General features: G+C 68.5%; 24 protein-coding genes, 1 pseudogene and 2 riboswitches. Of the genes and pseudogenes, 21 read left to right on the top strand and 4 right to left on the bottom strand.

The window, feature by feature from the left end; translation table 11 throughout:
• The first annotated feature begins 56 nt into the window (after positions 1-56).
• Genes KTQ37_RS07870 through cobD form a run of 4 tightly spaced genes read left to right on the top strand, consistent with a single transcriptional unit; the run spans position 57 to position 3,305 of the window.
• Positions 57-635 carry a histidine phosphatase family protein gene (locus tag KTQ37_RS07870; RefSeq protein WP_218629954.1) on the top strand — a complete coding sequence of 193 codons (579 nt, stop codon included), beginning with the start codon at positions 57-59 and terminating at the stop codon, positions 633-635.
• Positions 632-1,420 (top strand): propanediol utilization protein, encoded by a 789-nt coding sequence (locus KTQ37_RS07865; RefSeq protein ID WP_218629953.1) that lies wholly within the window; start codon positions 632-634, stop codon positions 1,418-1,420. Before KTQ37_RS07870 ends, KTQ37_RS07865 begins: the two co-directional genes overlap by 4 nt.
• On the top strand, positions 1,417-2,355 hold the full coding sequence (cbiB, locus tag KTQ37_RS07860) for an adenosylcobinamide-phosphate synthase CbiB (RefSeq protein ID WP_218629952.1): 939 nt from the start codon (positions 1,417-1,419) through the stop codon (positions 2,353-2,355). The genes KTQ37_RS07865 and cbiB overlap by 4 nt, the downstream gene beginning before the upstream one ends.
• Positions 2,355-3,305 (top strand): threonine-phosphate decarboxylase CobD, encoded by a 951-nt coding sequence (gene cobD / locus KTQ37_RS07855; RefSeq protein ID WP_218629951.1) that lies wholly within the window; start codon positions 2,355-2,357, stop codon positions 3,303-3,305. Before cbiB ends, cobD begins: the two co-directional genes overlap by 1 nt.
• Here the strand turns inward: cobD and KTQ37_RS07850 are convergent.
• Positions 3,302-4,747, bottom strand: a complete 1,446-nt coding sequence (locus KTQ37_RS07850) for a cobyric acid synthase (RefSeq protein ID WP_218629950.1) — start codon at positions 4,745-4,747, stop codon at positions 3,302-3,304. The genes cobD and KTQ37_RS07850 overlap by 4 nt on opposite strands.
• A 268-nt stretch (positions 4,748-5,015) precedes the next feature.
• The gene (gene cobO / locus KTQ37_RS07845; RefSeq protein WP_218629949.1) at positions 5,016-5,642 is read right to left on the bottom strand and encodes a cob(I)yrinic acid a,c-diamide adenosyltransferase; all 627 of its coding nucleotides are present in this window, start codon (positions 5,640-5,642) and stop codon (positions 5,016-5,018) included.
• Between the two features lie 39 nt (positions 5,643-5,681).
• Positions 5,682-5,911: riboswitch (cobalamin riboswitch) on the top strand.
• 88 nt (positions 5,912-5,999) lie between these two features.
• On the opposite strand from cobO, the gene KTQ37_RS07840 reads away from it, so the two are divergent.
• The 7 genes from KTQ37_RS07840 to cobJ are packed head-to-tail and all read left to right on the top strand — an operon-like array spanning position 6,000 to position 13,927.
• Positions 6,000-6,413, top strand: coding sequence for a DUF1636 family protein (locus KTQ37_RS07840; protein ID WP_218629948.1), 414 nt, complete (start codon positions 6,000-6,002; stop codon positions 6,411-6,413).
• A 3-nt stretch (positions 6,414-6,416) separates the two neighbouring features.
• Entirely contained in the window at positions 6,417-7,463 is a 1,047-nt protein-coding gene (gene cobW / locus KTQ37_RS07835; RefSeq protein ID WP_218629947.1) for a cobalamin biosynthesis protein CobW, read from the top strand.
• Positions 7,463-10,693, top strand: a complete 3,231-nt coding sequence (gene cobN / locus KTQ37_RS07830; protein ID WP_218629946.1) for a cobaltochelatase subunit CobN — start codon at positions 7,463-7,465, stop codon at positions 10,691-10,693. Before cobW ends, cobN begins: the two co-directional genes overlap by 1 nt.
• Entirely contained in the window at positions 10,690-11,817 is a 1,128-nt protein-coding gene (gene cobG, locus KTQ37_RS07825) for a precorrin-3B synthase (protein WP_218629945.1), read from the top strand. The genes cobN and cobG overlap by 4 nt, the downstream gene beginning before the upstream one ends.
• The gene (locus KTQ37_RS07820; protein ID WP_218629944.1) at positions 11,817-12,446 is read left to right on the top strand and encodes a precorrin-8X methylmutase; all 630 of its coding nucleotides are present in this window, start codon (positions 11,817-11,819) and stop codon (positions 12,444-12,446) included. The genes cobG and KTQ37_RS07820 overlap by 1 nt, the downstream gene beginning before the upstream one ends.
• 3 nt (positions 12,447-12,449) lie before the next feature.
• Positions 12,450-13,190: a precorrin-2 C(20)-methyltransferase gene (locus KTQ37_RS07815; protein WP_218629943.1), complete on the top strand. Its 741-nt coding sequence runs from the start codon at positions 12,450-12,452 to the stop codon at positions 13,188-13,190.
• Entirely contained in the window at positions 13,187-13,927 is a 741-nt protein-coding gene (cobJ, locus tag KTQ37_RS07810) for a precorrin-3B C(17)-methyltransferase (protein WP_218629942.1), read from the top strand. The genes KTQ37_RS07815 and cobJ overlap by 4 nt, the downstream gene beginning before the upstream one ends.
• On the opposite strand, the gene KTQ37_RS07805 is transcribed toward cobJ, so the two are convergent.
• Complete coding sequence (locus KTQ37_RS07805) at positions 13,897-14,655, bottom strand: cobalt-precorrin-6A reductase (RefSeq protein ID WP_218629941.1); 759 nt, start codon at positions 14,653-14,655, stop codon at positions 13,897-13,899. The two genes, cobJ and KTQ37_RS07805, sit on opposite strands and share 31 nt — an antisense overlap.
• Between KTQ37_RS07805 and cbiE the strand changes: the two genes are divergently transcribed.
• The 10 genes and pseudogenes from cbiE (at position 14,654) to KTQ37_RS07755 (ending at position 21,937) form a co-directional block, all read left to right on the top strand.
• Positions 14,654-15,844: a precorrin-6y C5,15-methyltransferase (decarboxylating) subunit CbiE gene (gene cbiE / locus KTQ37_RS07800; protein ID WP_218629940.1), complete on the top strand. Its 1,191-nt coding sequence runs from the start codon at positions 14,654-14,656 to the stop codon at positions 15,842-15,844. The genes KTQ37_RS07805 and cbiE overlap by 2 nt on opposite strands.
• Positions 15,841-16,191 carry a cobalamin biosynthesis protein gene (locus KTQ37_RS07795; protein ID WP_218629939.1) on the top strand — a complete coding sequence of 117 codons (351 nt, stop codon included), beginning with the start codon at positions 15,841-15,843 and terminating at the stop codon, positions 16,189-16,191. Before cbiE ends, KTQ37_RS07795 begins: the two co-directional genes overlap by 4 nt.
• Positions 16,188-16,976 (top strand): precorrin-4 C(11)-methyltransferase, encoded by a 789-nt coding sequence (gene cobM / locus KTQ37_RS07790; protein WP_218629938.1) that lies wholly within the window; start codon positions 16,188-16,190, stop codon positions 16,974-16,976. The genes KTQ37_RS07795 and cobM overlap by 4 nt, the downstream gene beginning before the upstream one ends.
• A pseudogene (locus KTQ37_RS07785) lies at positions 16,973-18,252 on the top strand (cobyrinate a,c-diamide synthase). Before cobM ends, KTQ37_RS07785 begins: the two are co-directional and overlap by 4 nt.
• Positions 18,249-18,974: a uroporphyrinogen-III C-methyltransferase gene (gene cobA, locus KTQ37_RS07780; RefSeq protein WP_218629937.1), complete on the top strand. Its 726-nt coding sequence runs from the start codon at positions 18,249-18,251 to the stop codon at positions 18,972-18,974. The pseudogene KTQ37_RS07785 and the gene cobA overlap by 4 nt, the downstream one beginning before the upstream one ends.
• Entirely contained in the window at positions 18,971-19,288 is a 318-nt protein-coding gene (locus KTQ37_RS07775; RefSeq protein WP_328799702.1) for a DUF1636 domain-containing protein, read from the top strand. Before cobA ends, KTQ37_RS07775 begins: the two co-directional genes overlap by 4 nt.
• 56 nt (positions 19,289-19,344) lie before the next feature.
• Positions 19,345-19,562, top strand: a riboswitch (cobalamin riboswitch).
• A gap of 33 nt (positions 19,563-19,595) precedes the next feature.
• Positions 19,596-19,760 carry a CbtB domain-containing protein gene (locus KTQ37_RS07770; RefSeq protein WP_218629936.1) on the top strand — a complete coding sequence of 55 codons (165 nt, stop codon included), beginning with the start codon at positions 19,596-19,598 and terminating at the stop codon, positions 19,758-19,760.
• 10 nt (positions 19,761-19,770) lie between these two features.
• Positions 19,771-20,499 (top strand): CbtA family protein, encoded by a 729-nt coding sequence (locus tag KTQ37_RS07765; RefSeq protein WP_218629935.1) that lies wholly within the window; start codon positions 19,771-19,773, stop codon positions 20,497-20,499.
• A 52-nt stretch (positions 20,500-20,551) separates the two neighbouring features.
• On the top strand, positions 20,552-21,304 hold the full coding sequence (gene cobF / locus KTQ37_RS07760) for a precorrin-6A synthase (deacetylating) (protein ID WP_218629934.1): 753 nt from the start codon (positions 20,552-20,554) through the stop codon (positions 21,302-21,304).
• A gap of 111 nt (positions 21,305-21,415) precedes the next feature.
• Positions 21,416-21,937, top strand: coding sequence for a flavin reductase family protein (locus tag KTQ37_RS07755; RefSeq protein WP_413243719.1), 522 nt, complete (start codon positions 21,416-21,418; stop codon positions 21,935-21,937).
• Here the strand turns inward: KTQ37_RS07755 and KTQ37_RS07750 are convergent.
• Positions 21,934-22,500: a PqiC family protein gene (locus KTQ37_RS07750; RefSeq protein WP_218629932.1), complete on the bottom strand. Its 567-nt coding sequence runs from the start codon at positions 22,498-22,500 to the stop codon at positions 21,934-21,936. The two genes, KTQ37_RS07755 and KTQ37_RS07750, sit on opposite strands and share 4 nt — an antisense overlap.
• Positions 22,501-22,505 lie beyond the last annotated feature (5 nt).

The following is a 22,505-nucleotide window of genomic DNA, read 5'->3' as shown; positions in this document are numbered from 1 at the left end:
TTCCTTGCGCGCTGACAAAGCAGAAACGGCGCTGAGACGGAAGGAGAAATGCGACCATGGCCCGTGAGGAGGCGACCGAACTGCTTTTGATCCGGCATGCGCCGCAGATCAATGGCGGGCGATTGGCGGGGCGCAGGGACGTTCCGGCGGATTGCTCGGATGCGGCGGCCTTCGCCGGGATGCGCGCGGCCCTGGGCGTGCCGCCTGCGCTTGTGGTCAGCCCCGCGTTGCGTTGCCAGCAGACGGCGGGCACCCTCTGGCCCGAGTTGACCGGACAGACCGATCCAAGGTTCTGGGAGCAGGACTTCGGTGCTTGGGAGGGGCTGCCCTTCGGCGATCTGCCCGACATTGGCGCGCTTTCGACGGCCGAGCTGGCCGAGCACCGACCGCCGCAGGGTGAGAGCTTTGCCGATCTGCACGCGCGCATCGCCCCGGCCCTGCACGATGTCGGCGGGCGCGGCGGGCAGGTGGCCATCGTCGCCCATGCCGGGATCGTGCGGGTGGCGCTGGCGCTGGCGACGGGGTCGGTTCCGGGCGGTCTTGCGTTTCAGATCGCGCCATTGTCGCTGACGCGGGTGCAGGTTCATCCGCGCGGCGGCTGGTCGGTGGCCGAGGTTAATCGGGTGTTCGCGTGATCCATGTGCCAGGCCATTTCGGAGAGTTCCTTCAGGGGCGGATGGGGCCTTCGGGTCCGGTTGCGCTGATCTCGGTGCCGTGCCCGGCGCTTGGGGTGCGCGGGCAATCCGCGCCGCGCGCGGGGCTGAACCTGCATGGTGGGCTTCTGACCCCGGTGCTGGCGCGGCAGATGCTGGCGCGGTTGAACCTGCGCCCGCGCGGGTATTTTGCCCTGCACCCGCTGGCTGAGCCCGGCTGCGGCACCGGCGTTTCGACGGCGAGCCTCGTTGCGCTGGCGTTGCTGGCTGGCTGGCGCGGGCACCCTCAGGATCTGGCGGCGGCCTGTATTGATGTCGAGGGCGCCTCGGACCCGCTGATGTTCGTGCGCCCCGAGCGGATGCTCTGGGCCTCGCGTCAGGGGCGATGCCTTGCGTCGCTGCCGCCCGTGCCGTGCTTCGAGATGATCGGTGGCCTTTGGGGGGCGCCAAGGCGCACCATCGCAACGGACAGCGACTTTCCGGACATTGCCGATCTCGTGCAGGTCTGGAGCGGGACAAGTGATCTTGCCGGGTTCGCCACGCTCGCCTCGGAAAGCGCCGCGCGGACGCTGGCGCTGCGTGGCCCCTCGGGCGATCCGACGGCCGAACTTGCGCGGCGTGCAGGGGCACTTGGCTACTGCATCGCCCATACCGGCGCGGCGCGCGGGCTGATCTTTGCGCCGGGATGCGTTCCGGCTGGCGCTGCGCAGATGCTGCGCGATGCGGGTCTGCGCGGTGTGATCCAGTTTCGCGGAGGCTCGGCATGAGTTTCGCCGCGATGATACTGGTCGCTATCGGTTGCGATCTGGCCTTCGGCTGGCCGAATGCGCTTTACGCACGGATCGGTCATCCGGTGACCTGGATCGGCGCGCTGATCGGCTGGCTTGACCGCAGCTGGAACCGCGAGGGGCCTGCACGCCGTCTGCGCGGGGTGGCGGCGGCCCTGCTTGTCATCGGGCTGACCGGGGGGATCGCCTTGGCCGTGCAATTGGCCCTGCCGCAGGGTTGGCCGGGTATTCTTCTGGGCGGCATTCTGGCCTGGCCGCTGGTGGCGCTGCGCTCGATGCATGACCATGTCGTCGCGGTTGCGCGCCCCTTGGTGGCGGGCGATCTGCCCGCCGCGCGCCATGCAGTGTCAATGATCGTCGGCCGCGACCCGAGCCGTCTGGACGAGGCCGGCGTCGCCCGCGCCGCGCTGGAAAGCCTCGCCGAGAACAGCTCCGACGGGATTGTGGCGCCGCTGTTCTGGGGCGTGGTGGCGGGGCTGCCGGGGATTGCGGCCTACAAGGCGATCAACACGCTCGATTCGATGATCGGTCATCGCACCCCGCGCCATGAGGAATTCGGCTGGGCCTCGGCCCGGATCGACGATCTGGTGAACCTGATCCCGGCGCGGCTCAGCGGGCTTTTGTTCGCGCTGGCCTCGGGGCGCGCGGGTCGGGCGCTGGCCTGCATGATGCGCGATGCGCGCCATCACCGCTCGCCCAATGCGGGCTGGCCCGAGGCGGCCATGGCCGGGGCGCTTGGCGTGCGGCTGTCGGGCCCCCGCATCTACGCCGACCGCGTGGCCGAGGAGCCTTGGGTGAACGGCGCCTGCCCCGATCCGAGGGCGGTTGACCTTGACCGGGGACTTGCGCTTTACCGCCGCACGATGTTGGGTCTGACCGCGCTGATCGGGGCGCTGGCGGTGCTGGGGATGTGATGCGCGATCACGGTGGGAATATCGACTGGGCCAAGGCCCATTACGGCGGGGATGACTGGATCGACCTCTCGACCGGCATCAACCGCGTGCCCTATCCGGTGCCTGCCCTGCCGCCCGAGGCCTGGACCATGCTGCCCACTGCCGAGGCCAAGGCGCGCCTGATGCGCACCGCCCAAGCCGCTTTCGGAACGAAGGCGCCGGGCGTGGCTCTTGCCGGGGCGCAGGCGGCGATCCAACTGATCCCGCGCCTTATGCCGCCCGGTCAGGCCCGCGTTCTGGCCCCCACCTATAACGAACATGCGGCCTCGCTGCGTGCGGCGGGCTGGAGTGTCACCGAGGTTTCGGCTCTTGAGGATCTGGCGGGTGCGGATCTGGCCATCGTGGTCAATCCGAACAACCCCGATGGGCGCAGTCATGCGCCCGAGGCCCTGCGCGCGCTAGCGCAACAGGTAGGCCAACTGATCGTTGATGAGAGCTTCGCCGACCCGACGCCCGCGCTTTCCGTGATCGCCGATCCCGGCCCGATCCTCGTCCTGCGCTCCTTCGGCAAGTTCTGGGGCCTTGCAGGGGTGCGCCTAGGGTTCGCCTTCGGCCCTGAGGGCCTTATCGCCCGCCTCTCGGATATGGCCGGCCCCTGGCCCGTCTCGGGCGCGGCGATCGAGATCGGCTGCGCGGCGCTGGCTGATGCCGATTGGCGGCGCGACACCATCGCGCGGCTTGAAGCCGAGGTCATCCGCATCGATGCGATGGCAGAAAAGGCGGGCTGGTCCCTGGTCGGCGGCTGCGCGCTTTTCCGCACCTACGCGACGCCGGACGCCCGATCGGCGCAAGACCAACTCGCGCGCCAGCAAGTCTGGAGCCGCATCTTCCCCTATTCGGACCGCTGGATCCGCCTTGGCCTGCCGGGCGCCCCCGCCGAATGGGAACGCCTGCAAGCGGCACTGACCTAACGCGCCAGCGCCAGGATCCCCGCAACGTCGAGATGCGCCTCGACGTGATCGGCCAGCGCGTCGAGCGCCGCCTCGACCCCGGACGAATGGCTGAGCCCCGAGGCGGCAATGCCGATCTGACCAAGGAAAGCCGCGCGGAAAGCATCGGCGGCGAAGAGCCCGTGCAGATAGCTGCCCGTCACCCGCCCGCAGTCCGAGATCGCACCCTCGGGCTGGCCCTCGACCTGCGCGAAAGGCCGCGCGCGGTCCGGGCCTTCGGTGCGGCCGATGTGGATCTCATAGCCCTCAACCTCCAGCCCCGAGGCCGCGTGCACCGCCCGCGTGCGCGTCAGGCGCTTGTCGGGCGTCATTTCTGTCGCGACGTCGAGCAGCCCGAGGCCTGCTGTTTCGCCCGGAGCGCCCTCGATCCCGCCGGGGTCGCGGACGACACGGCCGAGCATCTGATAGCCGCCACAGATGCCCAGCACATGCCCGCCGCGCCGATAATGCGCCATGAGGTCAATGTCCCATCCCTGCGCACGCAGAAACTCCAGATCGCCCCGCGTGGATTTCGAACCCGGAATGATCACCAGTTGCGCATCGCAGGGGATCGTCTCGCCCGCGCGCACCATGACCATATCGACTCCCGGTTCGGCATTCAGCGGGTCGAGGTCGTCGAAATTCGCGATGCGTGAAAGCGCGAGGCAGGCGATCTTGACCCCGCCTGAGGAGGGCCCGGATCGCAGGTCGAGCGCATCCTCGGCAGGCAGCTTATGCGCTTGCGAAAACCAGGGCAGAACCCCGAACCCGCGCCAGCCCGTGCGCGCCTCGATCAGCCGGTAGCCGTCGTCGAACAGGCTCGGGTCGCCACGGAACTTGTTGATCAGGAAACCGGCGATCATCGCCGCATCCTCTGGGTCGAGCACGGCCTGCGTTCCCACGATCTGCGCGATCACCCCGCCGCGGTCGATGTCACCCGCCAGGATCACCGGGACATCGGCGGCGCGCGCAAATCCCATATTGGCGATGTCACCCGCGCGCAGGTTGACCTCGGCGGGCGAGCCTGCCCCCTCGACGATCACAAGGTCATGCATCGCCTTGAGCCGGTTGAAACTCTCCAGCACCGCACCCATCAACTGAGGCTTGAGCGCCGCATAGTCGCGCGCCTTGACAGTCGCGAGCCGCTTGCCCTGCACCACGACCTGCGCCCCGACATCGGTTTCGGGCTTCAGCAGGATCGGGTTCATATCGGTGATAGGCTCAAGCCGAGAGGCCAGCGCCTGCAAGGCCTGCGCCCGCCCGATCTCGCCGCCGTCCGCCGTCACCGCTGCGTTATTTGACATGTTCTGCGGCTTGAACGGCGCAACACTCCGCCCGCGCCGCAATGCTGCGCGGCACAGCCCCGCCACCAGCATCGACTTGCCCACGTTTGAACCTGCACCCTGGATCATGATCGCCGTCATCAAACCCTCCCGATGCTGCGCGGTTTGAAACTGCGGATGCCTCCGGCGGAGGTATTTTCAGCCAAGAAGAAAGGGAGAAGATTTGGGCGCCGCACCTCGGGCCGCCGAAGCGGGGGAGGCGCGGCGCTTTCTCCTTGGGCGGTCATCGGGACCTCTCCCTGTACCGCAAAACCATCTTGGCCGATCACGGTTAAGAAACCCTTTCCGTTCTTCTTGGTCGAAATACCTCGGGGGTCCGGGGGCTGGCCCCCGGCCCGGCCTTCGACGCTTAGAACTCGACGCCGGGCTGGCCCTTTACGCCTGACCGGAACGGATGCTTGATCAGTGTCATCTCCGTCACCAGATCAGCCGCCTCGATCAGGCCCTCGGCGGCATTGCGGCCGGTCAGGACGACATGGGTCAAGGCGGGTTTCTCGGTGCGCAGGAACTCGAGCACTTCGTTTAGGTCGAGGTAATCGTAGCGCAGCGCGATGTTGATCTCATCGAGCAAGACCATGCGGATCTCGGGGTTGCGGATCAGCTCCTTGGCCTTTTCCCATCCCGCGCGAGCGGCGGCGATGTCGCGCTCGCGGTCCTGGGTTTCCCAGGTGAAGCCCTCGCCCATGGCGTGGAACTGGCACAGATCGCCAAAGTTTTCGGTCAGCAGGCGGCGCTCGCCCGTATCCCAGGCGCCCTTGATGAACTGAACGACGGCGCAGGGCATCCCGTGCGCGATGCAGCGAAGAATCATCCCGAAGCCCGAGGAGGACTTGCCCTTGCCCGCCCCGGTATGGACGATGATCAGGCCCTTCTCGCCCGATTTCGTCGCCATGATCTTGTCCCGCGCGGCCTTCTTCTTTGCCATCTTGCTGGCGTGGCGGTCGGAATCCTTGCGGTCGTCGCTTTCGGTGGTCATTGCGGCGGTCCTCGTTCTTGACAAAGGGGGGCGCCTGTCTCAGGGAAAGGGCGCGCTGGTCCTGTCCTATGACAGGTGAAGAGGGAATGCGACAGGGTTTGCGACCGAGAGGCGTCCAAACCCGAAGCGCAGCCGCCCCCGCGACCGTGACCGGAGAGGTCGGCCCGACCACTGGCAGATGCCGGGAAGGTGGGCCAACCGATGGGCCTACCCACCTCGGGGGCCCGGGATCCGCAAGCCGGGAGACCTGCCCGCGCAAGGATTTGAACGGGCGGACGGGGTGTTCCGCAACCGGCAGGCGGCCCCTATAGGCGCGCCTCTGGACAGCGCCCCGGTCGCCGCACGAAAGGGGCCTCTATGAGCGCCGTTTTACATGTCTGCACCACTTGCCGCGCTTCGGAGTCGGTCTGCGATGGCTGCCCGAACGACAAGGTCGTGAATGGCGGTTGCGCCGGTTGCCCGCTGAATGTCGCGAGCGACGAGCGCGCGGGCACCATGCTGTACCGTGCGCTTGAGCGCCACGGTGCCCCCGAGGGTGTCGAGATCCGCCCTGTCGAATGCCTCTCGGCCTGTTCGAACGGCTGCTCGGTTGCGCTTAGTTCGCCGGGCAAGTGGTCCTATGTTTATGGCCGCATGACCTCGGCCGATGCCGCCGACATTCTTCAGGGCGCCGCCGCCTATGCCGCCAGCGAAGACGGCCTTGTGCCGTGGCGCGAGCGCCCCGTGATTTTCCGCAAGCAAAGCCTTGCCCGTATTCCCCCGCAGGAGTGAGCAATGACCGACCTGACCAAAATCCCCGTGACCGTGATCACCGGCTTTCTCGGCGCGGGCAAGACGACGCTGATCCGCCACCTGATGGCCAATCCGCAGGGCAAGAAGCTGGCCGTGCTGGTCAACGAGTTTGGCACCGTCGGCGTTGACGGCGAGATCCTGCGCCAGTGTGCCGATGAGAACTGCCCCGACGAGAACATCGTCGAGCTGGCCAATGGCTGCATCTGCTGCACCGTCGCCGATGACTTCATCCCCACCATCGAGGCGCTGATGGCGCGCCCGACCCGCCCCGATCACATCCTGATCGAGACCTCGGGTCTTGCGCTGCCCAAACCGCTGCTTAAGGCCTTTGACTGGCCGGCGATCCGCTCGCGCATCACGGTCGATGGCGTGATCGCGCTGGCCGATGCCGAAGCTGTCGCTGCGGGCCGCTTCGCCCCCGATGTCGAGGCGGTGAATGCGCAGCGCGAGGCCGACGACTCCATCGACCATGAAACGCCGCTGTCCGAGGTGTTCGAAGACCAGATCGCCTGCGCCGACATTGTCCTACTGTCCAAGGCCGACCTTGCCGGTGAAGCGGGCCTGAGCGCCGCGCGCGCCGTGATTGAGGCCGAGGCGCCGCGCAAGCTGCCGATCCTGCCGCTGACCGAGGGCGTGATCGACCCCAAGGTGATCCTGGGTCTTGGTGCCGCCGCCGAGGACGATCTGGCCGCGCGCCCCTCGCATCACGATGACCATGGCGACCACGAGCATGACGATTTCGACACGGTCGTGATCGAGCTGCCCGAGGTGGCCGATCCCGCGCGCCTCGTCGCTGCGATTGAACGCCTCGCGCGGGAGCAAAACATCCTGCGCGTCAAGGGTCATGTCGCCGTGTCGGGCAAGCCGATGCGCCTGCTGGTACAGGCCGTGGGCGAGCGTGTGCGCCACCAGTTCGACCGCCCCTGGGGCGCTGACACCCGCCGCACCGCGCTTGTCGTCATCGCCGAGCATGACGATGTGAACGAAGACGCGATCCGCGCCGTGCTGATGGAAGGTGCTGCCGCCTGATGCATGTCGTCTTCCGCGAAAGCCACGGGCTCGAGGAAACCGAGACGCCGACCGATCTGGGGCAGACGCCCGCAGAGATGGTCGTGCTGTCCCTCTCGGATTCCGATCTCGGCGCTTTCGCGGCGGGCTGGCATTGCGCGTCGGGCGGGCTGCCGACGCTGCGGCTGGCCAATATCGTGGCGCTCAAACATCCGATCTCGGTCGATACCTATGTTGAACAAACGCTGGAAGGCGCCAAGGCAATCCTGATCCGCCTGATCGGGGGCGAGCCTTATTGGCCCTACGGCATCGCCTCGATTCAGGATCTCGCGCGGCGTCGCGGGATCGCGCTGGCGGTACTGCCCGCCGACGGGCGCGAGGATACGCGGCTCGATGAGGTCTCGACCCTGCCGGTGCCAGTGCTGCGGCGGCTCAAGGATCTGTGCGATGCGGGCGGGGCGGTGGCCGCGCAGGCCGCGCTGGCAGCGCTAGCCGAGGCCGCCGGGCTGAGTGCCGCGCCCGTCGAGGGCGCGACCGAGGTTCCGGCGATGGGGTTCTATGACCCGCAGGCAGGTGTGATCGACACGCCGCCCAAGGGGCCGCTGGTTCTGGTCAGCTTCTACCGCTCTTATCTGACGGCGGCCGATACCGACCCGGTCGATGCGCTGATCGCGGCGCTGCGCCGCGCGGGCTTCGCCGCCTGCGGTGTGTTCGCGGCCTCGCTCAAGGCGCCGGGATTTGCCGATTGGCTTGCGGGGCAGGGGCTTGCGCCGGTGGCCGTGGTCAATGCCACCGCTTTCTCGGCGCAGGGGCTGGATGGGCGCACGCCGTTCGACGCCTTCGGTTGCCCGGTCTTTCAGGTGGCGCTGTCCACCGCGCGCCGCCGCGATTGGGCGGAGGCCGAGCGCGGCCTCTCCCCCGCCGATCTTGCCATGCATGTGGTTCTGCCCGAGGTGGACGGGCGGTTGTTTGGCGGCGTTGTCTCTTTCAAGCAACCCGGTCGCAAGGACGCCGATCTTCAGTATTCCCGCTTTGCCCACCGCGCCGATGCCGAGCGGATCGAGGCCGTGGTGGCCCGCGTCGTCGCCTGGCACCGGCTTGGTCAGCTCGGACCGGCACAGCGCAAGCTGGCCGTGGTGCTCTCGACCTATCCGGGGCGGGCCTGGCAGATGGCCCATGCGGTGGGCCTCGATGCGCTGGCCTCGACCGAGGAACTGCTGACCGCGCTGGCTAAGGGGGGGCATGACATCGCCCCCCCGGCCGATCTGGGCGCGCTGGCCGAGACGCGCGTTTCCTGGCCGATGGACGATTACCTTGCCGCGCTGGCGACCCTGCCGCAGGCGTTGCGCGACGATCTGACCGCCACATGGGGTGCGCCGAGCGATGACCCTTCGGTGACGGATAACTCCTTCCACTTCGCGGCCCTACGCTGCGGCTCGGCCCTCGTCGCGCTGCAACCCGAGCGCGGCGATGCAACCACCCGCGATGACGATTACCACGACCTGACGCGCACCCCGCGCCATGGCTATGTGGCCTTCTATCTGTGGCTGCGCGCGCAGGGGATCGACGCGCTGGTGCATATGGGCGCGCATGGCACACTGGAGTGGCTGCCGGGTAAGGCCGTGGCGCTCTCGGGCGCCTGCTGGCCCGAGGCGCTGATCGGTGCGACGCCCGTGATCTACCCCTTCATCGTTAATGACCCCGGCGAGGCCGCGCAGGCCAAGCGCCGTATCGGGGCGGTCACCGTGGGCCATGTGCCGCCGCCGCAGGTCGCGGCCTCGGTCCCCGAAGGAATGACGCATCTTGAGCGACTGCTTGATGAATACTCGACCGCCGACGGGCTTGACCCCGCGCGGCGTGATCGCCTGATCTCCGACATCCGCGCCGAGGCCCGCGCCTCGGGCGTCGAGGACGACCTTGGCATTCCCGCGCTGGCCAGCGCCGCCGAGGCGATCACCCGCATCGACCGCTTCGTCTGCGACATCAAGGAAAGCCAGTTCGGCGAGGGGCTGCATGTCTTCGGCACCGGCATCTGCGGCGCGCAGGAGCGCGCGGGCGTGCTGGATGCGCTGGCCGGTCGTCGCATCGCGCCGGGGCCGTCGGGTTCGCCCTCGCGCGGGCGCTCGGACGTGCTGCCGACAGGGCGGAACCTCTTTTCCGTCGATCCGCGCGCGGTGCCAAGCCGGGCAGCGCATGGTCAGGGCGTCAAGCTGGCCGAGGAACTCCTGCGCCGCCATTTGCAGGATCAGGGCGACTGGCCCAAGGGGCTGGTGATTGACCTCTGGGGCTCGGCCACGATGCGCACGGCGGGCGAGGAATTTGCCATGGCTCTGCATCTGGCCGGGTTGCAGCCGGTTTGGGATGCCAGCTCGGGCCGGGTGAGCGGGGTCGAGGTGATCGCGCTGGCGCTGCTTGGCCGTCCGCGTATCGACGTGACGCTACGGGTCTCGGGGCTGTTCCGCGATGTGTTCCCGGGTCTTGCGCAGCTCTTCGAGACCGGGGCCGCAGCACTTGCCGCACGCGATGAGGCGCCCGAGGACAACCCCTATCTGGCCCGCGCCGCCCGCGTCTTCGGCCCGCGCCCCGGCCAGTATGGCCTTGGCATGGGCACCGCGATGGACGCTTTCACCCCCGAGGCCCGCGCCGCGGCCGGAGAGGCCTGGATCGCGGCCTCGTCCTTCGCCATCGGCGCGGATGGGCAAAGCCGCGATGACCGTGCCGGGCTTGAGGCGCGCCTGAAGGGCGCCGACAGTTTCGTTCATGCGCAGGATCTGCCCGAAAGCGACGTGCTTTTGGCCGCCGATTATGCCGCGCATGAGGCAGGCTTTGCCGCGGCGCTCGCACGGCTTGGGGCGGCGAAACCCGCGCTTTACCACCTGGATGCGACGCAACCCGACCGCCCCCGCGCCCGCACCCTGACCGAAGAGATCGCCCGTGTCGTGCGCGCCCGTGCCGCGAATCCGGCCTGGTCGGATGGCATGACGGCCCATGGCTATCGCGGTGCGGCCGAGATCGCGGCGACGCTCGATCACATGGCGGCCTTTGCGCATCTGGCGCAGGTGGTGCCGCCGCATCTGTTCGACCTGTACCACGAGGCGACGCTTGGCCGCGACGAGATCGTGGCCTTCATGCAAGAGGCCAACCCCGAGGCGCTGGCCGCGATGCGCGATCTGTTTCAGCGGCTGGCCGAGGCCGGTCTGTGGGCGACGCGCCGCAACTCGATCGCCGCAACGCTGGAGGGCACGCCATGAGCTTCAAGGTGCAAGGCTGGTGCCCCGGCGCGCTGCGTCCGATGGCCTCGGGCGACGGGCTGGTTGTGCGGGTGCGTCCGCGCGGTGGGCGGATCACGCCCGAGCAGGCGGCGGGGATTGCGACCGCCGCGCGCGCCCACGGCAATGGGCTGATCGACCTGTCGGGCCGCGCCAATGTGCAACTGCGCGGCGTGAGCCCGGAAACCCATCCCGCTCTGATCGCCGATCTGACCGCGCTTGGACTGATCGACGCCGATATCGCTGCCGAGACCCGGCGCAATGTCATCGTTACCCCCTTCGCCGATACCCAGACCGATGTGCTGGCGGGTGATCTGGTCGCAGCACTGGCCGATGCGCCCGCGCTGCCCGGCAAGTTTGGCTTTGCCCTCGATATTGGGCCTGCGCCGCTGATGGCCGACACGCCCGCCGACATTCGCCTTGAACGTGCGGCGGATGGGCGCCTGATCTTGCGCGCGGCCGGAATGGACCTGGGCGCGCCCGTCGCGCCCGAGGCTGCCGCGCAGGCCGCCGTCGATCTGGCGCGCTGGTTCGTCGATCTGGGTGGGGTTGTGAACGGTCGGGGCCGGATGGCCTCTCTGATCGAACGCGGCGCGCGCCCCGAGGGCGCGACGCTGGCACCCGCGCCCGCGCTTGCCCCCCCCGGCCCGGGGTTGGTTGCGCAGGGCGCGCTTGTGGCCTTCGAGTTCGGCCAGATGCAGGCCGAGACCTTCTGGGCGCTGGGCCGCCTTGGCCCGCTGCGCATCACGCCCTGGCGCATGGTACTGATCGAGGGGCTGCGCGCGATGCCAGAACTGCCGGGCCTGATCACCGATGCCACTGATCCGCTTCTGCGCGTCTATGCCTGCACCGGCGCGCCCGGCTGCCTTCAGGCCGAGGGGCCGACGCGCGATCTGGCGCGCGCCCTTGCGCCGCGCGTTCCCAAGGGGCGCATCCTGCATGTCTCGGGCTGCGCCAAGGGTTGTGGCTGGCCCACGCGTGCCGATCTGACTCTGGTCGCCACCGCGCGCGGCTATGACCTCATCCCCGATGGCACGGCGGCGGATACGCCCCTCCGCGTGGCCCTCGACCCCACCGAAATTCCCGATCTCCCGGAGTTCTCCTGATGCCTTACGAATACGAAAAGGACGGCGCGACGATCTATGTGCAGTCCTTCGCCACCATCCGGGCCGAGGCCGATCTGGCCCGCTTCACCCCCGAGGAGGAGGTCGTGGTGGTCCGCATGATCCATGCGGCGGGCATGGTCGGGCTTGAGGAATGCGTCCGCTTCACCCCCGGCATGGCGATTGCAGCCCGCGCGGCGCTTGAGGCTGGCGCGCCGATCCTGTGCGACGCGCGTATGGTCAGCGAGGGTATTACCCGCGCGCGCCTGCCCGCGAACAACGAGATCATCTGCACCCTGCAAGATCCCCGCGTCCCCGAGATGGCGCGCGAGATGGGCAATACCCGCTCGGCCGCCGCGCTGGAGCTGTGGCGCCCGAAGCTTGCAGGCGCGGTTGTGGCCATCGGCAACGCGCCGACGGCGCTGTTTCACCTGCTGAACATGCTCGAAGACCCAGCCTGCCCGCGCCCCGCCGCGATCATCGGCTGCCCCGTCGGTTTCATCGGTGCGGCGGAATCGAAAGCGGCGTTGATGGAGGCAGCCCCCGTGCCCGCGATGGCGGTCGAGGGACGACTGGGCGGCTCGGCAATCACCGTGGCGGCGGTCAACGCGCTCGCCTCTCGGAAGGAGTGAGAAATGGGCAGGATCATTTGCGCGGGCCTTGGCCCCGGTGACCCGGAACTGATGTCGGTGCGCTCGGATCGCGCGATCCGGGGCGCGACCCATGTCGCCTATTTCCGCAAGAAGGGCCGCAAGGGCCAGGCGCGCCAGATCGTCGAGGGGATGCTGGCCGTGGGCGCGCTGGAATACCCGATGGAATATCCGGTCACGACCGAGATCCCCTTCGACAGCCCCGAGTATATCCGCCTGCTGGCCGAGTTCTACGACGACTGGGCGAACCGCCTGGCCGATCTGGCCGCCACGCAGGAGGTCGTCGTGCTGTGCGAGGGCGACCCCTTCTTCTACGGCTCGTTCATGCATCTCTACATCCGGCTCAAGGACCGGGTGCAGGTGGACGTGATCCCGGGCATCACCGGCATGACCGGCTGCTGGAACGTGACCGGCCAGCCGATCACCTGGGGCGACGATGTGCTGACCATCCTGATGGGCACCCTGCCCGAGGATGAGCTGGCCGCCCATGCCGCGGGTTCGGATGCGCTGGTCATCATGAAGACCGGCCGCAACCTGCCGCGCGTCAAGCGCGCGCTGGCCCGCGCGGGCCGGTTGGGCGAGGCCTGGCTGGTTGAGCGTGGCACCATGAAGGGGCAGCGCGTCGATCGACTGGCCGAGGTCGAGGATCACGACTGCCCCTATTTCGCTATCGTCCTTGTCCACGGACAGGGCCGCCGCCCCGAGATCGCGGAGGCCGCGGAATGAGCGGCTGGATTGCCGTTGCGGGGCTCGGGCCGGGGGCCGAGGATCTGGTGACGCCCGAGGTCTCGGCCGCGCTGGCCGAGGCCACCGATGTGGTAGGTTACATCCCCTATGTCGCCCGCGTCGCCGCGCGCGAGGGGCTGACGCTGCACCCCTCCGATAACCGGGTTGAGCTGGACCGTGCGCGCCACGCGCTGGAAATGGCGGCTGCGGGCAAGCGGGTCGTCGTGGTCTCCTCGGGCGATCCCGGGGTTTTCGCCATGGCCTCGGCGCTTTTCGAGGCGCTGGAGGTGGCGCCCGAGTTCGCGCAGACCGACATCCGCATTCTGCCCGGTATCACCGCCATGCTGGCCGCCGCCGCCCATGCCGGTGCGCCGCTTGGGCATGATTTCTGCGCCATCAACCTTAGCGACAACCTCAAACCCTTCGAGATGGTCGAGCATCGTCTGCGCCATGCCGCGCGGGGCGATTTCGCGATGGCCTTCTATAACCCGCGCTCCAAATCGCGCCCGCATCAGTTCGAGCGGGTGCTCGAGGTGCTGCGCGAGGAGTGCGAACCCGAGCGGCTGATCCTGTTCGCCCGCGCGGTCTCGACCCCGGAAGAGCGGATCGTGACCGTGCCGCTGGCCGAGGCCACGCCCGAGATGGCCGATATGCGCACCGTCGTCATCGTCGGCAATTCGGCGACGCGGCGGGTGGGCAAATGGGTTTACACGCCGCGCTCGGCAGGGGGGCGGTGATGGGCGATCCACGCCAGAGCCTTATCCACGCTGGCCACCGTTTCGCGCGGGGGCAGGGCGGGGCGGTCGATCAGGATCACCGGCAGGTGCAGGGCGCGCGCGGCGATCAGCTTCGCCTCGGCCCCGGCACCGCCCGCGTTCTTGGCGACGATATGGGTGATGGCGTGGGCGCGCAGCAGGGCCTCGTCGCCCTCGGGCGAGAACGGGCCACGGGCGATCACAGCCTGCGCGTCGGGCAGCGGCAGGGCACCCTCGGGCGGATCGACAAGGCGCAGCAGGTAATGGTGCTGCGGTTTGACGGCAAAGGCCGTCAGGTTCTGCTTGCCGATGGCCAGAAAAACGCGCGCCGGGGTGTCGGGCAGGGCCGCGACGGCACCCGCCATATCGGGCACATGGGTCCAGCTATCACCGGGTTGCGCCACCCATGCGGGGCGTTCCAGTGCCAGCAGCGGCGTGTGACTGACCGCGCAGGCGGTGATCGCATTGCGGCTCATCTGCGCGGCGAAGGGGTGGGTTGCGTCGATCACATGGGTGATCGCCTCGGAACGGATGTATTCGGCCAGCCCCTCCGGGCCGCCAAAGCCGCCGACCCGCGTGGGGATCGGCTGGGCCACGGGCGCTTCGGTCCGGCCGGCATAGGAAAAGACGGCGGGCAGGCCAGCCTCGGCCAGCGCGCGGGCCATGCGGCTGGCTTCGGTGGTGCCGCCCAGAAGAAGGATGCGCGTCATGGCTGATCCGTGGCTGAAAATCGTCGGTCTGGGCGAAGATGGCCTTGAAGGGCTGTCGGATGCAAGCCGTGCGGCGATTGCGGGCGCCGAGGTGATCTTTGGCGGACCGCGTCACCTGGATCTGGTGGCGGCGGACGCGCGCGGGCGTGCTTGGCCGGTACCCTTCGATATTGCCCCGGTGTTGGAATGGCGCGGGCGTCCCACCGTGGTGCTGGCCTCGGGTGACCCGTTCTGGTTCGGCGCGGGCAGCACCCTTGCCCGCCATCTGGAGCCGGGCGAGTGGCGCGCGATCCCGCTGGCGGGGGTGTTCTCGTTGGCCTGTGCTCGGATGGGCTGGAAGATCGAGGAAACGGTCTGCATGGGTCTCCATGCGGCGCATTTCGCGCGGCTGCGCCCCATTCTGGCGCGCGGCGTGCGCGCGGTGGTGACGCTGCGCGATGGTGCCGCTCCGGCGATGCTGGCCGACTGGTTGGTTGCGGCGGGCTTCGGTGCGGCACGGCTGACGGTGCTTGAACGCCTCGGCGGCACGCAGGAGCGGCTGCGGCAGGCCAACGCCGAAGGCTTCGACGTTACCGGCATAGCGGCGCCGGTTGCGGTAGCCATTGACGGTGCGAACCTGCCCAAAGACGCGGGTCTATCACGCGCCTCTGGCCTGCCGGATGACGCATTCCAGCATGACGGCCAGATCACCAAGCGGCCCGTGCGCGCGTTGACACTCTCGGCGCTTGCACCGCGACCGGGTGAGTTGCTGTGGGATATCGGCGGCGGGTCGGGCTCGATCTCGGTCGAGTGGTGCCTTGCGGGCGGCCGCGCGATCGCGGTCGAGACGCGCGCTGATCGCGTGACCAATATCCGAGCCAATATCGCGGGCTTTGGTCTGGCGGGCCGGATGCAGGCTCTCGAGGGCCGTGCGCCCGAGGCTCTGGCGGGGCTGCCCCTGCCGGATGCGGTCTTCGTGGGTGGCGGCGGAAATGCGGAACTTTACGCGGCGCTGTGGCCGATGCTGCCAGAAGGCACGCGGCTTGTGGCCAATGGTGTGACGCTGGAAACCGAAGCACTTTTGGCGCAGATGCAGGCGGCTCATGGCGGCGATCTGCTGCGGATCGATCTTGCGCAGGCGGTGCCCCTTGGCGGAATGCGCGGTTGGAACGCGGCGCGCCCCGTGGTGCAATGGAGCGTGGTGAAATGAGAATCGCAGGGGTCGGGTTCAACAGTGCCGCCACGCCCGAAGGCGTGCTCGCCGCCCTGCGTGCCGCTGAAACCATCGCAGGCCCGGTTGCCGCGCTGGCGACCATCGGGCACAAGGCAGATCGGCTGGCCGAATTGACGGCGGCGCTTGGGCTGCCGGTCAGCGGCCATGACGTGGCGGGGGTGGCGACGCCCTCGCATTCCGACCGGGTGCAGGCGCTGTTCGGCACCGGCTCGGTCGCCGAGGCAGCGGCGCTTGTCGCGGCAGGGCCCGGCGCGCGGTTGGTTATGGAGCGCGTGGCCCAAGGCGGCGTAAGCGTGGCAGTAGCGGAAGGGAAGACGCAATGACGGTGCATTTCATCGGGGCGGGTCCGGGGGCGGCCGATCTGATCACCCTGCGCGGGCGCGATCTGATCGCCTCCTGCCCGGTTTGCCTTTATGCAGGCAGCCTCGTCCCCGAGGCGCTTCTGGCGCATTGCCCGCCCGGCGCGAAGATCGTGAATACCGCGCCGCTTTCGCTTGACCAGATCATTGAAGAGATCGCCGCCGCCCATGCCGAGGGCAAGGATGTCGCGCGGTTGCACTCGGGCGATCTGTCGGTCTGGTCGGCCATGGGCGAGCAGTTGCGCCGCCTGCGCGCGCTTGGCATTCCCTACGATGTGACGCCGGGCGTGCCCTCCTTCTCCGCTGCCGCCGCGACACTTTGCGCCGAGCTTACACTGCCCGGCGTGGTGCAATCGGTCGTGCTGACGCGGACCTCGGGGCGGGCGACCTCGATGCCCGAGGGGGAGACGCTGGAGAATTTCGCGCGCACCGGTGCGGTGCTGGCCATTCACCTCTCGGTTCATGTGCTGCCTCAGGTGGTCAAGGAACTGACCCCACATTACGGCGCCGACTGCCCCGTGGCCGTCGTCTGGCGCGCAAGTTGGCCCGATGAGCGCGTGGTGCGCGCCACGCTCGGCACGCTGGAAACCGCGATTGGCGAGGAGATGGAGCGCACGGCGCTGATCCTTGTCGGTCGTTCGATCGGCGCCGAGGAGTTCGACGAAAGTCGCCTTTACGCGGGCGATTACGACCGCCGCTACCGGCCCGTGGGCACAGAGCCGCGCTTTCCCGGAACGGGGCCTGAATGACGCCCGGCCTGATCATCTCAGCACCGGCCTCGGGCTCGGGCAAGACCACGTTGACGCTGGGGGTGTTGGCGGCGCTGCGCGCACGCGGGCTGGATGTGCAGCCCTTTAAATGCGGGCCGGATTACATCGACCCGGCCTTTCATGCGGCCGCTGCGGGGCGGGCCTCGTTCAACCTCGATGCCTGGGCGATGGGGCGCGGGCAGTTGGAGGCTTTGGCTGCGGTCGAGGCCGATCTGATCGTGGCCGAGGGGGCGATGGGCCTCTTCGATGGCGTTGCCAAACCCGGCGAGACCGGGACGGGGGCGAGCGGCGATATTGCTGCGCTGATGGGCTGGCCGGTGGTTCTGGTGCTCGATGTGTCGGGGCAGGCGCAATCGGCGGCGGCAGTGGCCAAGGGCTTCGCGACGCTGCGCCCTGCTGTGCAGGTGGCGGGTGTCGTGCTGAACAAGGTGGCGTCGCCGCGGCATGAGGCACTGGTGCGCGCGGGCATGGAAGAGGCCGGGATCGAGGTTCTGGGCGTCATCCCGCGCGCGGCGGGGATCGCCCTGCCCGAGCGGCATCTGGGCCTTGTGCAGGCCGAAGAAACCGATGCGCTGGATAAGCTGCTGGCGGAGGCCGGGCGGATCGTGGCCGAGCATTGCGACCTCGATCGGATGATCTCGGTCGCCGCGGGGCGGGGGCGCGGATCGCGCTGGCGAGGGATGCCGCGTTTTCCTTTGTCTATCCGCATCTGATCGCGGATTGGCGCGCCGAGGGGGCGACGATCCTGCCCTTCTCGCCGCTGGCCGACGAGGCGCCCGACCCGAGCGCCGATGCCTGCTGGCTGCCCGGAGGTTACCCGGAGCTACATGCGGGCCGCTTGTCTGCCGCCGAGACCTTCCGCGCGGGCCTATGTGCTTTCGCGCAGACCCGTCCGGTTCATGGCGAATGCGGAGGCTATATGGCGCTTGGTGCGGGCCTGGTTGCCGCGGATGGCACGCGCCACGCGATGGCCGGGCTTTTGGGGCTGGAGACATCCTTTGCCAAGCGGCGCATGCATCTGGGCTATCGGCTTGCGCGGCTCGCTGCCCCCGTTGGCCCGCTGACCGCTGGCACCGCGTTGCGGGGCCATGAATTTCACTATGCGACGATCCTGTCGCAACCCGATGCGCCGCTGGCGCAGGTCGTCGATGCCACCGGCGCCGCCGTCCCCGAGACCGGATCGTTCCGGCAGATGCCGGGCGGCGGCTGCGTCAGCGGCACTTTCTTTCACCTGATAGCTGAGGCCAGTTCATGAGCGGTTTCGTCTCTTTCGTTTCCTCGGGGCCGGGCGATCCCGATCTGATCACGCTGAAAGCCGTGGATCGGCTGGCACGCGCCGATGTGGTGCTGTTCGATGACCTCGCTTCGGGTCCGGTTCTGGGCCATGCCGGTCCGCAGGCCGAGTTGATCGCGGTCGGCAAGCGGGCGGGCAAGCCCTCGGCCAAGCAGGAATACGTCAATGCCCTGCTGGTCGAGCATGCCCTGGCCGGCAAGCGTGTGGTGCGGCTCAAGTCCGGCGATTCGGGGCTGTTCGGGCGGCTTGAGGAAGAGCTTGTCGCCCTACGTGAGGCCGGGATCGGCAGCGAGATCATCCCCGGCGTGCCCTCGGCCTGTGCGGCGGCGGCAGCGGCGGGCATTCCGCTGACCCGGCGGCTGACCGCGCGGCGGGTGCAATTCGTGACCGGCGCCGATGTAACCGGCGGGTTGCCCGAATCGATCAACTGGGCCGCGCTGGCCGATCCCGGGGCGACGACGGTTGTCTTCATGGGCAAGCGCACCTTCCCGCGTCTGGCCGAGGGGCTGATGGCGCATGGGCTTGCGCCCGAAACCCCCGCGATGCTGGCCGAGGCCGTGGGCCATCCGGAACAAACCATCCAGCGCACGACCGTCGCGGATCTGGCGCGGCAACTGGCCGATGCGCGCTCGGACCACCCGGCGCTGATCCTCTATGGCCCGTTGTCGGATGTGACCGCGTGAGGATCTCGGTCTGCACCAGCTGCGCGCTTGGCCGTGCGGGTTTCGGCGCAACGCTGGAGGAAGCGCTGCGCGAGGCCGGAATTGTGGCCGACGTGCAGGGGATCGAATGCATGTCGGGCTGCACGCGCCCCTCGAGCCTGGCCTTCCGCGCCGAGGGCAAGACGGCCTACCTCTTTGGCGATCTGACGCCAGAGGACCTGCCCGACCTGCTCACCTTCGCGCGGCTGTATGCGGCCTCGGCGGACGGGAACTTCGCCGATGCGCGCCCGCTTGGCGCGCTGCGCACCAAGGCGCTGGCGCGGATTCCGGGCTGAGGGTCGCATTCGGCCCTGAAGCGCCGTGATTGTCCTTGACCGGCTGCGGCGCCGCTGAGTAGATGGAAGGGCAAGGTGTCCCATCAGGTGCAAAGCATCGGGACTGAAACGGGAATGGGGAACGGGCGGACCAATCGAGGCGCCCCGAGCCCCAGCCGCCCCCGCGACTGTCAGCGGAGAGCGGTCCTCGGAATGCCACTGCCTGCAAGGGTGGGAAGGCGAGGACCGACTGTGACCCGCGAGCCAGGAGACCGGCCCTGCAAGGTGTAACTTAACGCCGTCGGGTGTGACGGCTGGGAGATATGAAATGACGACTCTTTCCTCGGTGAAAACCACCTCGGGTCTGGCTTCGGTTCTGGCGATGGTTGTGATGGGCGTGGCCCTGATGTTCGTGGCTGGCCACGCGCAGTCGGCGACGCTGCACGATGCCGCCCACGATATGCGTCACGCGACCGGCTTCCCCTGCCACTGATCCGCCACGCATGTTCCAACGAATGTTGACCGGCGCGTTGTTCGCCGGTTGTGCAGCAGGGCTGATTGCCGCTCTGCTGCACTTCGCTTTCGTGCAGGAGGTTATCCTGCTTGGTGAAGGTTACGAGACTGGCGAACTGACGCATTTCTCGGGCTCGGCGCTGGAGGCTCCGGCCGATCACGCGCATGAGGCCGGGGCGGCCGACGATCACGTACAGGGGGCGGAGGCTGCCGATCCGAGTGCGCTGACGCGCAACGGGCTGACGGTTCTCTTCACCATCCTGATCTACGTCTCTTATGCGGGGCTGCTGGTGGCGGGCTTCGGTCTGGCCGAGACGCTCGGCAAGCGGGTCGGCGCGGTCGAGGGGTTGCTTTGGGGTATCGCGGGCTTCGTGAGCTTCCAGCTTGCCCCTGCGCTTGGGCTGCCGCCCGAACTGCCGGGCACGGTGGCCGCCGATCTTGGCGATCGCCAGGTCTGGTGGTGGGGCGCGGTGGCGCTGACTGGCACGGCGCTTGCGCTGCTGGCCTACGGGCACCATGCGTGGAAATATCCGCTGGCCGTGGGCATGCTTGCGCTGCCGCATATCATTGGCGCGCCCACGATCGACGAGTATTACGGCGTTGCCCCGCCCGAGGTCGGCGCCATGTTCTCGGCGCGTGTGCTCGGGGTCGGGCTTGCGGTCTGGGCGGTGCTTGGCTGGGTTGCCGGGCAGCTCTGGGAGCGCAGCCGGACGGCGTAACGAAACACTGGGAGGAGCGCGCCGCGCTCCTCCCGCCAGTAAGGAAGACGCGATGATCGAACTGACGCTGATCGGAATTGGCACCGGAAACCCCGGGCATCTGACGCTGCAGGCGATCGAAGCGATGAACGCGGCCGAGCTGATCCTGATCCCGCTCAAGGGGGCGGACAAATCCGATCTGGCCGGGCTGCGCCGGTCGATGTGCGAAACGCATATCACCAATCCCGCGACAAAGGTGGTTGAGTTCGCGCTGCCGGTGCGCGATGCGGCGAATCCCTCTTACCGGCAGGGCGTGGACGACTGGCACGACGCCATCGCCGCCGCCTGGCAGGGTGAGATCCGCGCCCATGTTGGCGAAAGCGGCAAGGTCGCACTGCTCGTCTGGGGCGATCCGTCGCTTTACGACAGCACGCTGCGCCTGGCCGAGCGGCTGGCGCGTGTGATGCCGGTCACGACCCGCGTCATTCCGGGGATCACCGCCATTCAGGCGCTGTGCGCAGCGCACGCCATCCCGCTCAATGAGATCGGCGCGCCGGTCCAGATCACCACGGGCCGCCAGCTGCGCGATCACGGCTGGCCCGAGGGCGTCGATACCATCGTGGTCATGCTCGATGGAGAATGCTCGTTCACCCATCTCGCTCCCGAAGGGGTCGAGATCTGGTGGGGTGCCTTCGTCGGCATGTCCGAACAGATCCTGCGCACGGGCCCCCTCTCCGAGGTCGGCCCGCAGATCGTCCGGACCCGCGCCGAGGCGCGGGCCGAGCATGGCTGGATCATGGACATCTACCTGATGCGGCGCGCTTGACCGGGTCTTGATGGCTCTGTGAGCGCCCCAAGGGTTGCCCTTTGCGCGCCAGCACGTATCTGTGGGGGAAAGGGGAGAGCGATGCGGGAAAGCGACGAGATCGAAGCGGCAATGACGCGGGCCGAGAAATCCGGCCTCGGCCATGTGCCCGACCCGGCGCAGCCGCGTCAGCTGCGCGATGCGCTTGGTTGCTTTGCGACCGGGGTGACCGTGATCACCGCATGCGAGGCGGGATCAACGACGCCGGTGGGGATTACCGTCAACAGCTTCGCCTCGGTCTCGCTCGATCCGGCGCTGGTGCTGTGGTCGGCGGCGCGCTCGTCGTTGCGACATCAGCATTTCTCGGCGGCCCCTGCTTTTGCCATCCATGTGCTGCGGGCCGATCAGGCGCCGCTTGCGGATCGTTTCACCCGTCGCGGCCATGGGTTCGAGGGGCTGGACTTCCTGCGCAACGAACATGATGTGCCGCTGCTGGACGGCGCGCTGGCGCGGTTCGAGTGCGTGACCGAGGCCACCCATGAAGGCGGCGATCACACCATCATCATCGGCCGCGTGGTCCGTTTTCAGGTGGGTCAGGGCGAGCCACTGACCTTCTTCCGCGGTGGCTACGGCCGCATCACGGCGCTCGATTAATCCAGCTGCGCGATGCGCCGGGCCAGTTCGGCAACCGCTGCCGATTGCGCCTGCGCGATGGCCGCCGGGCCTCCCTCCGCGACCGGCACGGTCACATCGAAGCTGCGCATCACGTCGCGTCCGTTGGTAATCCCGGCGGGGGTGACGAAATAGACCCCGGTCAGTTGCACGACACCATCGGCCCGCGCAAGGAACTGCTCGACCCGCACCTCGATCCGGCGTTGCGGCCCTTCCGAGAGCGGCCAGGGCTCGGCGATCACCGTCGCGCCCGAGACCGCAGAGATCTGCCGCGCCAGTGCCAGCGTCACCGCGCGCGGCGGGTCGTCGGCCCAGATATTGTCCGGGGTCGAGCGCAGCGCGCCGTCCTCGGTCTGATAGGAGATCTCTTGCCCCGCGGCATATTGCGGTAGCGACACCTCGCGCAGCTCGGCCTGGCCGAGGCGGTTGGGCAGGGTTTTCGCGGCGGGTTGCGGCGCAATCGCATAGCGCGCGGTGGCCGCAGGATCGGAACAGGCGGTCAGCGCAAGGCCGCAGATAAGGCTTAGCAGGAACGGGCGGATCATCTTGT

Origin of the sequence: Sedimentimonas flavescens (assembly GCF_019264375.1) — a bacterium.
GTDB lineage: Bacteria > Pseudomonadota > Alphaproteobacteria > Rhodobacterales > Rhodobacteraceae > Rhodobacter > Rhodobacter flavescens.
This window is presented reverse-complemented; position numbering and strand designations above follow the sequence as displayed.

Excerpts from the sequence above, each read along its gene's own strand:
- KTQ37_RS07870 (WP_218629954.1), top strand. The coding sequence starts at position 57 with ATGGCCCGTGAGGAGGCGACCGAACTGCTTTTGATCCGGCATGCGCCG.
- cbiB (WP_218629952.1), top strand. The coding sequence starts at position 1,417 with ATGAGTTTCGCCGCGATGATACTGGTCGCTATCGGTTGCGATCTGGCC.
- cobD (WP_218629951.1), top strand. The coding sequence starts at position 2,355 with ATGCGCGATCACGGTGGGAATATCGACTGGGCCAAGGCCCATTACGGC.
- KTQ37_RS07850 (WP_218629950.1), bottom strand. The coding sequence starts at position 4,747 with ATGACGGCGATCATGATCCAGGGTGCAGGTTCAAACGTGGGCAAGTCG.
- cobO (WP_218629949.1), bottom strand. The coding sequence starts at position 5,642 with ATGACCACCGAAAGCGACGACCGCAAGGATTCCGACCGCCACGCCAGC.
- KTQ37_RS07840 (WP_218629948.1), top strand. The coding sequence starts at position 6,000 with ATGAGCGCCGTTTTACATGTCTGCACCACTTGCCGCGCTTCGGAGTCG.
- cobW (WP_218629947.1), top strand. The coding sequence starts at position 6,417 with ATGACCGACCTGACCAAAATCCCCGTGACCGTGATCACCGGCTTTCTC.
- cobN (WP_218629946.1), top strand. The coding sequence starts at position 7,463 with ATGCATGTCGTCTTCCGCGAAAGCCACGGGCTCGAGGAAACCGAGACG.
- cobG (WP_218629945.1), top strand. The coding sequence starts at position 10,690 with ATGAGCTTCAAGGTGCAAGGCTGGTGCCCCGGCGCGCTGCGTCCGATG.
- KTQ37_RS07820 (WP_218629944.1), top strand. The coding sequence starts at position 11,817 with ATGCCTTACGAATACGAAAAGGACGGCGCGACGATCTATGTGCAGTCC.
- KTQ37_RS07815 (WP_218629943.1), top strand. The coding sequence starts at position 12,450 with ATGGGCAGGATCATTTGCGCGGGCCTTGGCCCCGGTGACCCGGAACTG.
- cobJ (WP_218629942.1), top strand. The coding sequence starts at position 13,187 with ATGAGCGGCTGGATTGCCGTTGCGGGGCTCGGGCCGGGGGCCGAGGAT.
- cbiE (WP_218629940.1), top strand. The coding sequence starts at position 14,654 with ATGGCTGATCCGTGGCTGAAAATCGTCGGTCTGGGCGAAGATGGCCTT.
- KTQ37_RS07805 (WP_218629941.1), bottom strand. The coding sequence starts at position 14,655 with ATGACGCGCATCCTTCTTCTGGGCGGCACCACCGAAGCCAGCCGCATG.
- KTQ37_RS07795 (WP_218629939.1), top strand. The coding sequence starts at position 15,841 with ATGAGAATCGCAGGGGTCGGGTTCAACAGTGCCGCCACGCCCGAAGGC.
- cobM (WP_218629938.1), top strand. The coding sequence starts at position 16,188 with ATGACGGTGCATTTCATCGGGGCGGGTCCGGGGGCGGCCGATCTGATC.
- cobA (WP_218629937.1), top strand. The coding sequence starts at position 18,249 with ATGAGCGGTTTCGTCTCTTTCGTTTCCTCGGGGCCGGGCGATCCCGAT.
- KTQ37_RS07770 (WP_218629936.1), top strand. The coding sequence starts at position 19,596 with ATGACGACTCTTTCCTCGGTGAAAACCACCTCGGGTCTGGCTTCGGTT.
- KTQ37_RS07765 (WP_218629935.1), top strand. The coding sequence starts at position 19,771 with ATGTTCCAACGAATGTTGACCGGCGCGTTGTTCGCCGGTTGTGCAGCA.
- cobF (WP_218629934.1), top strand. The coding sequence starts at position 20,552 with ATGATCGAACTGACGCTGATCGGAATTGGCACCGGAAACCCCGGGCAT.
- KTQ37_RS07755 (WP_413243719.1), top strand. The coding sequence starts at position 21,416 with ATGACGCGGGCCGAGAAATCCGGCCTCGGCCATGTGCCCGACCCGGCG.
- KTQ37_RS07750 (WP_218629932.1), bottom strand. The coding sequence starts at position 22,500 with ATGATCCGCCCGTTCCTGCTAAGCCTTATCTGCGGCCTTGCGCTGACC.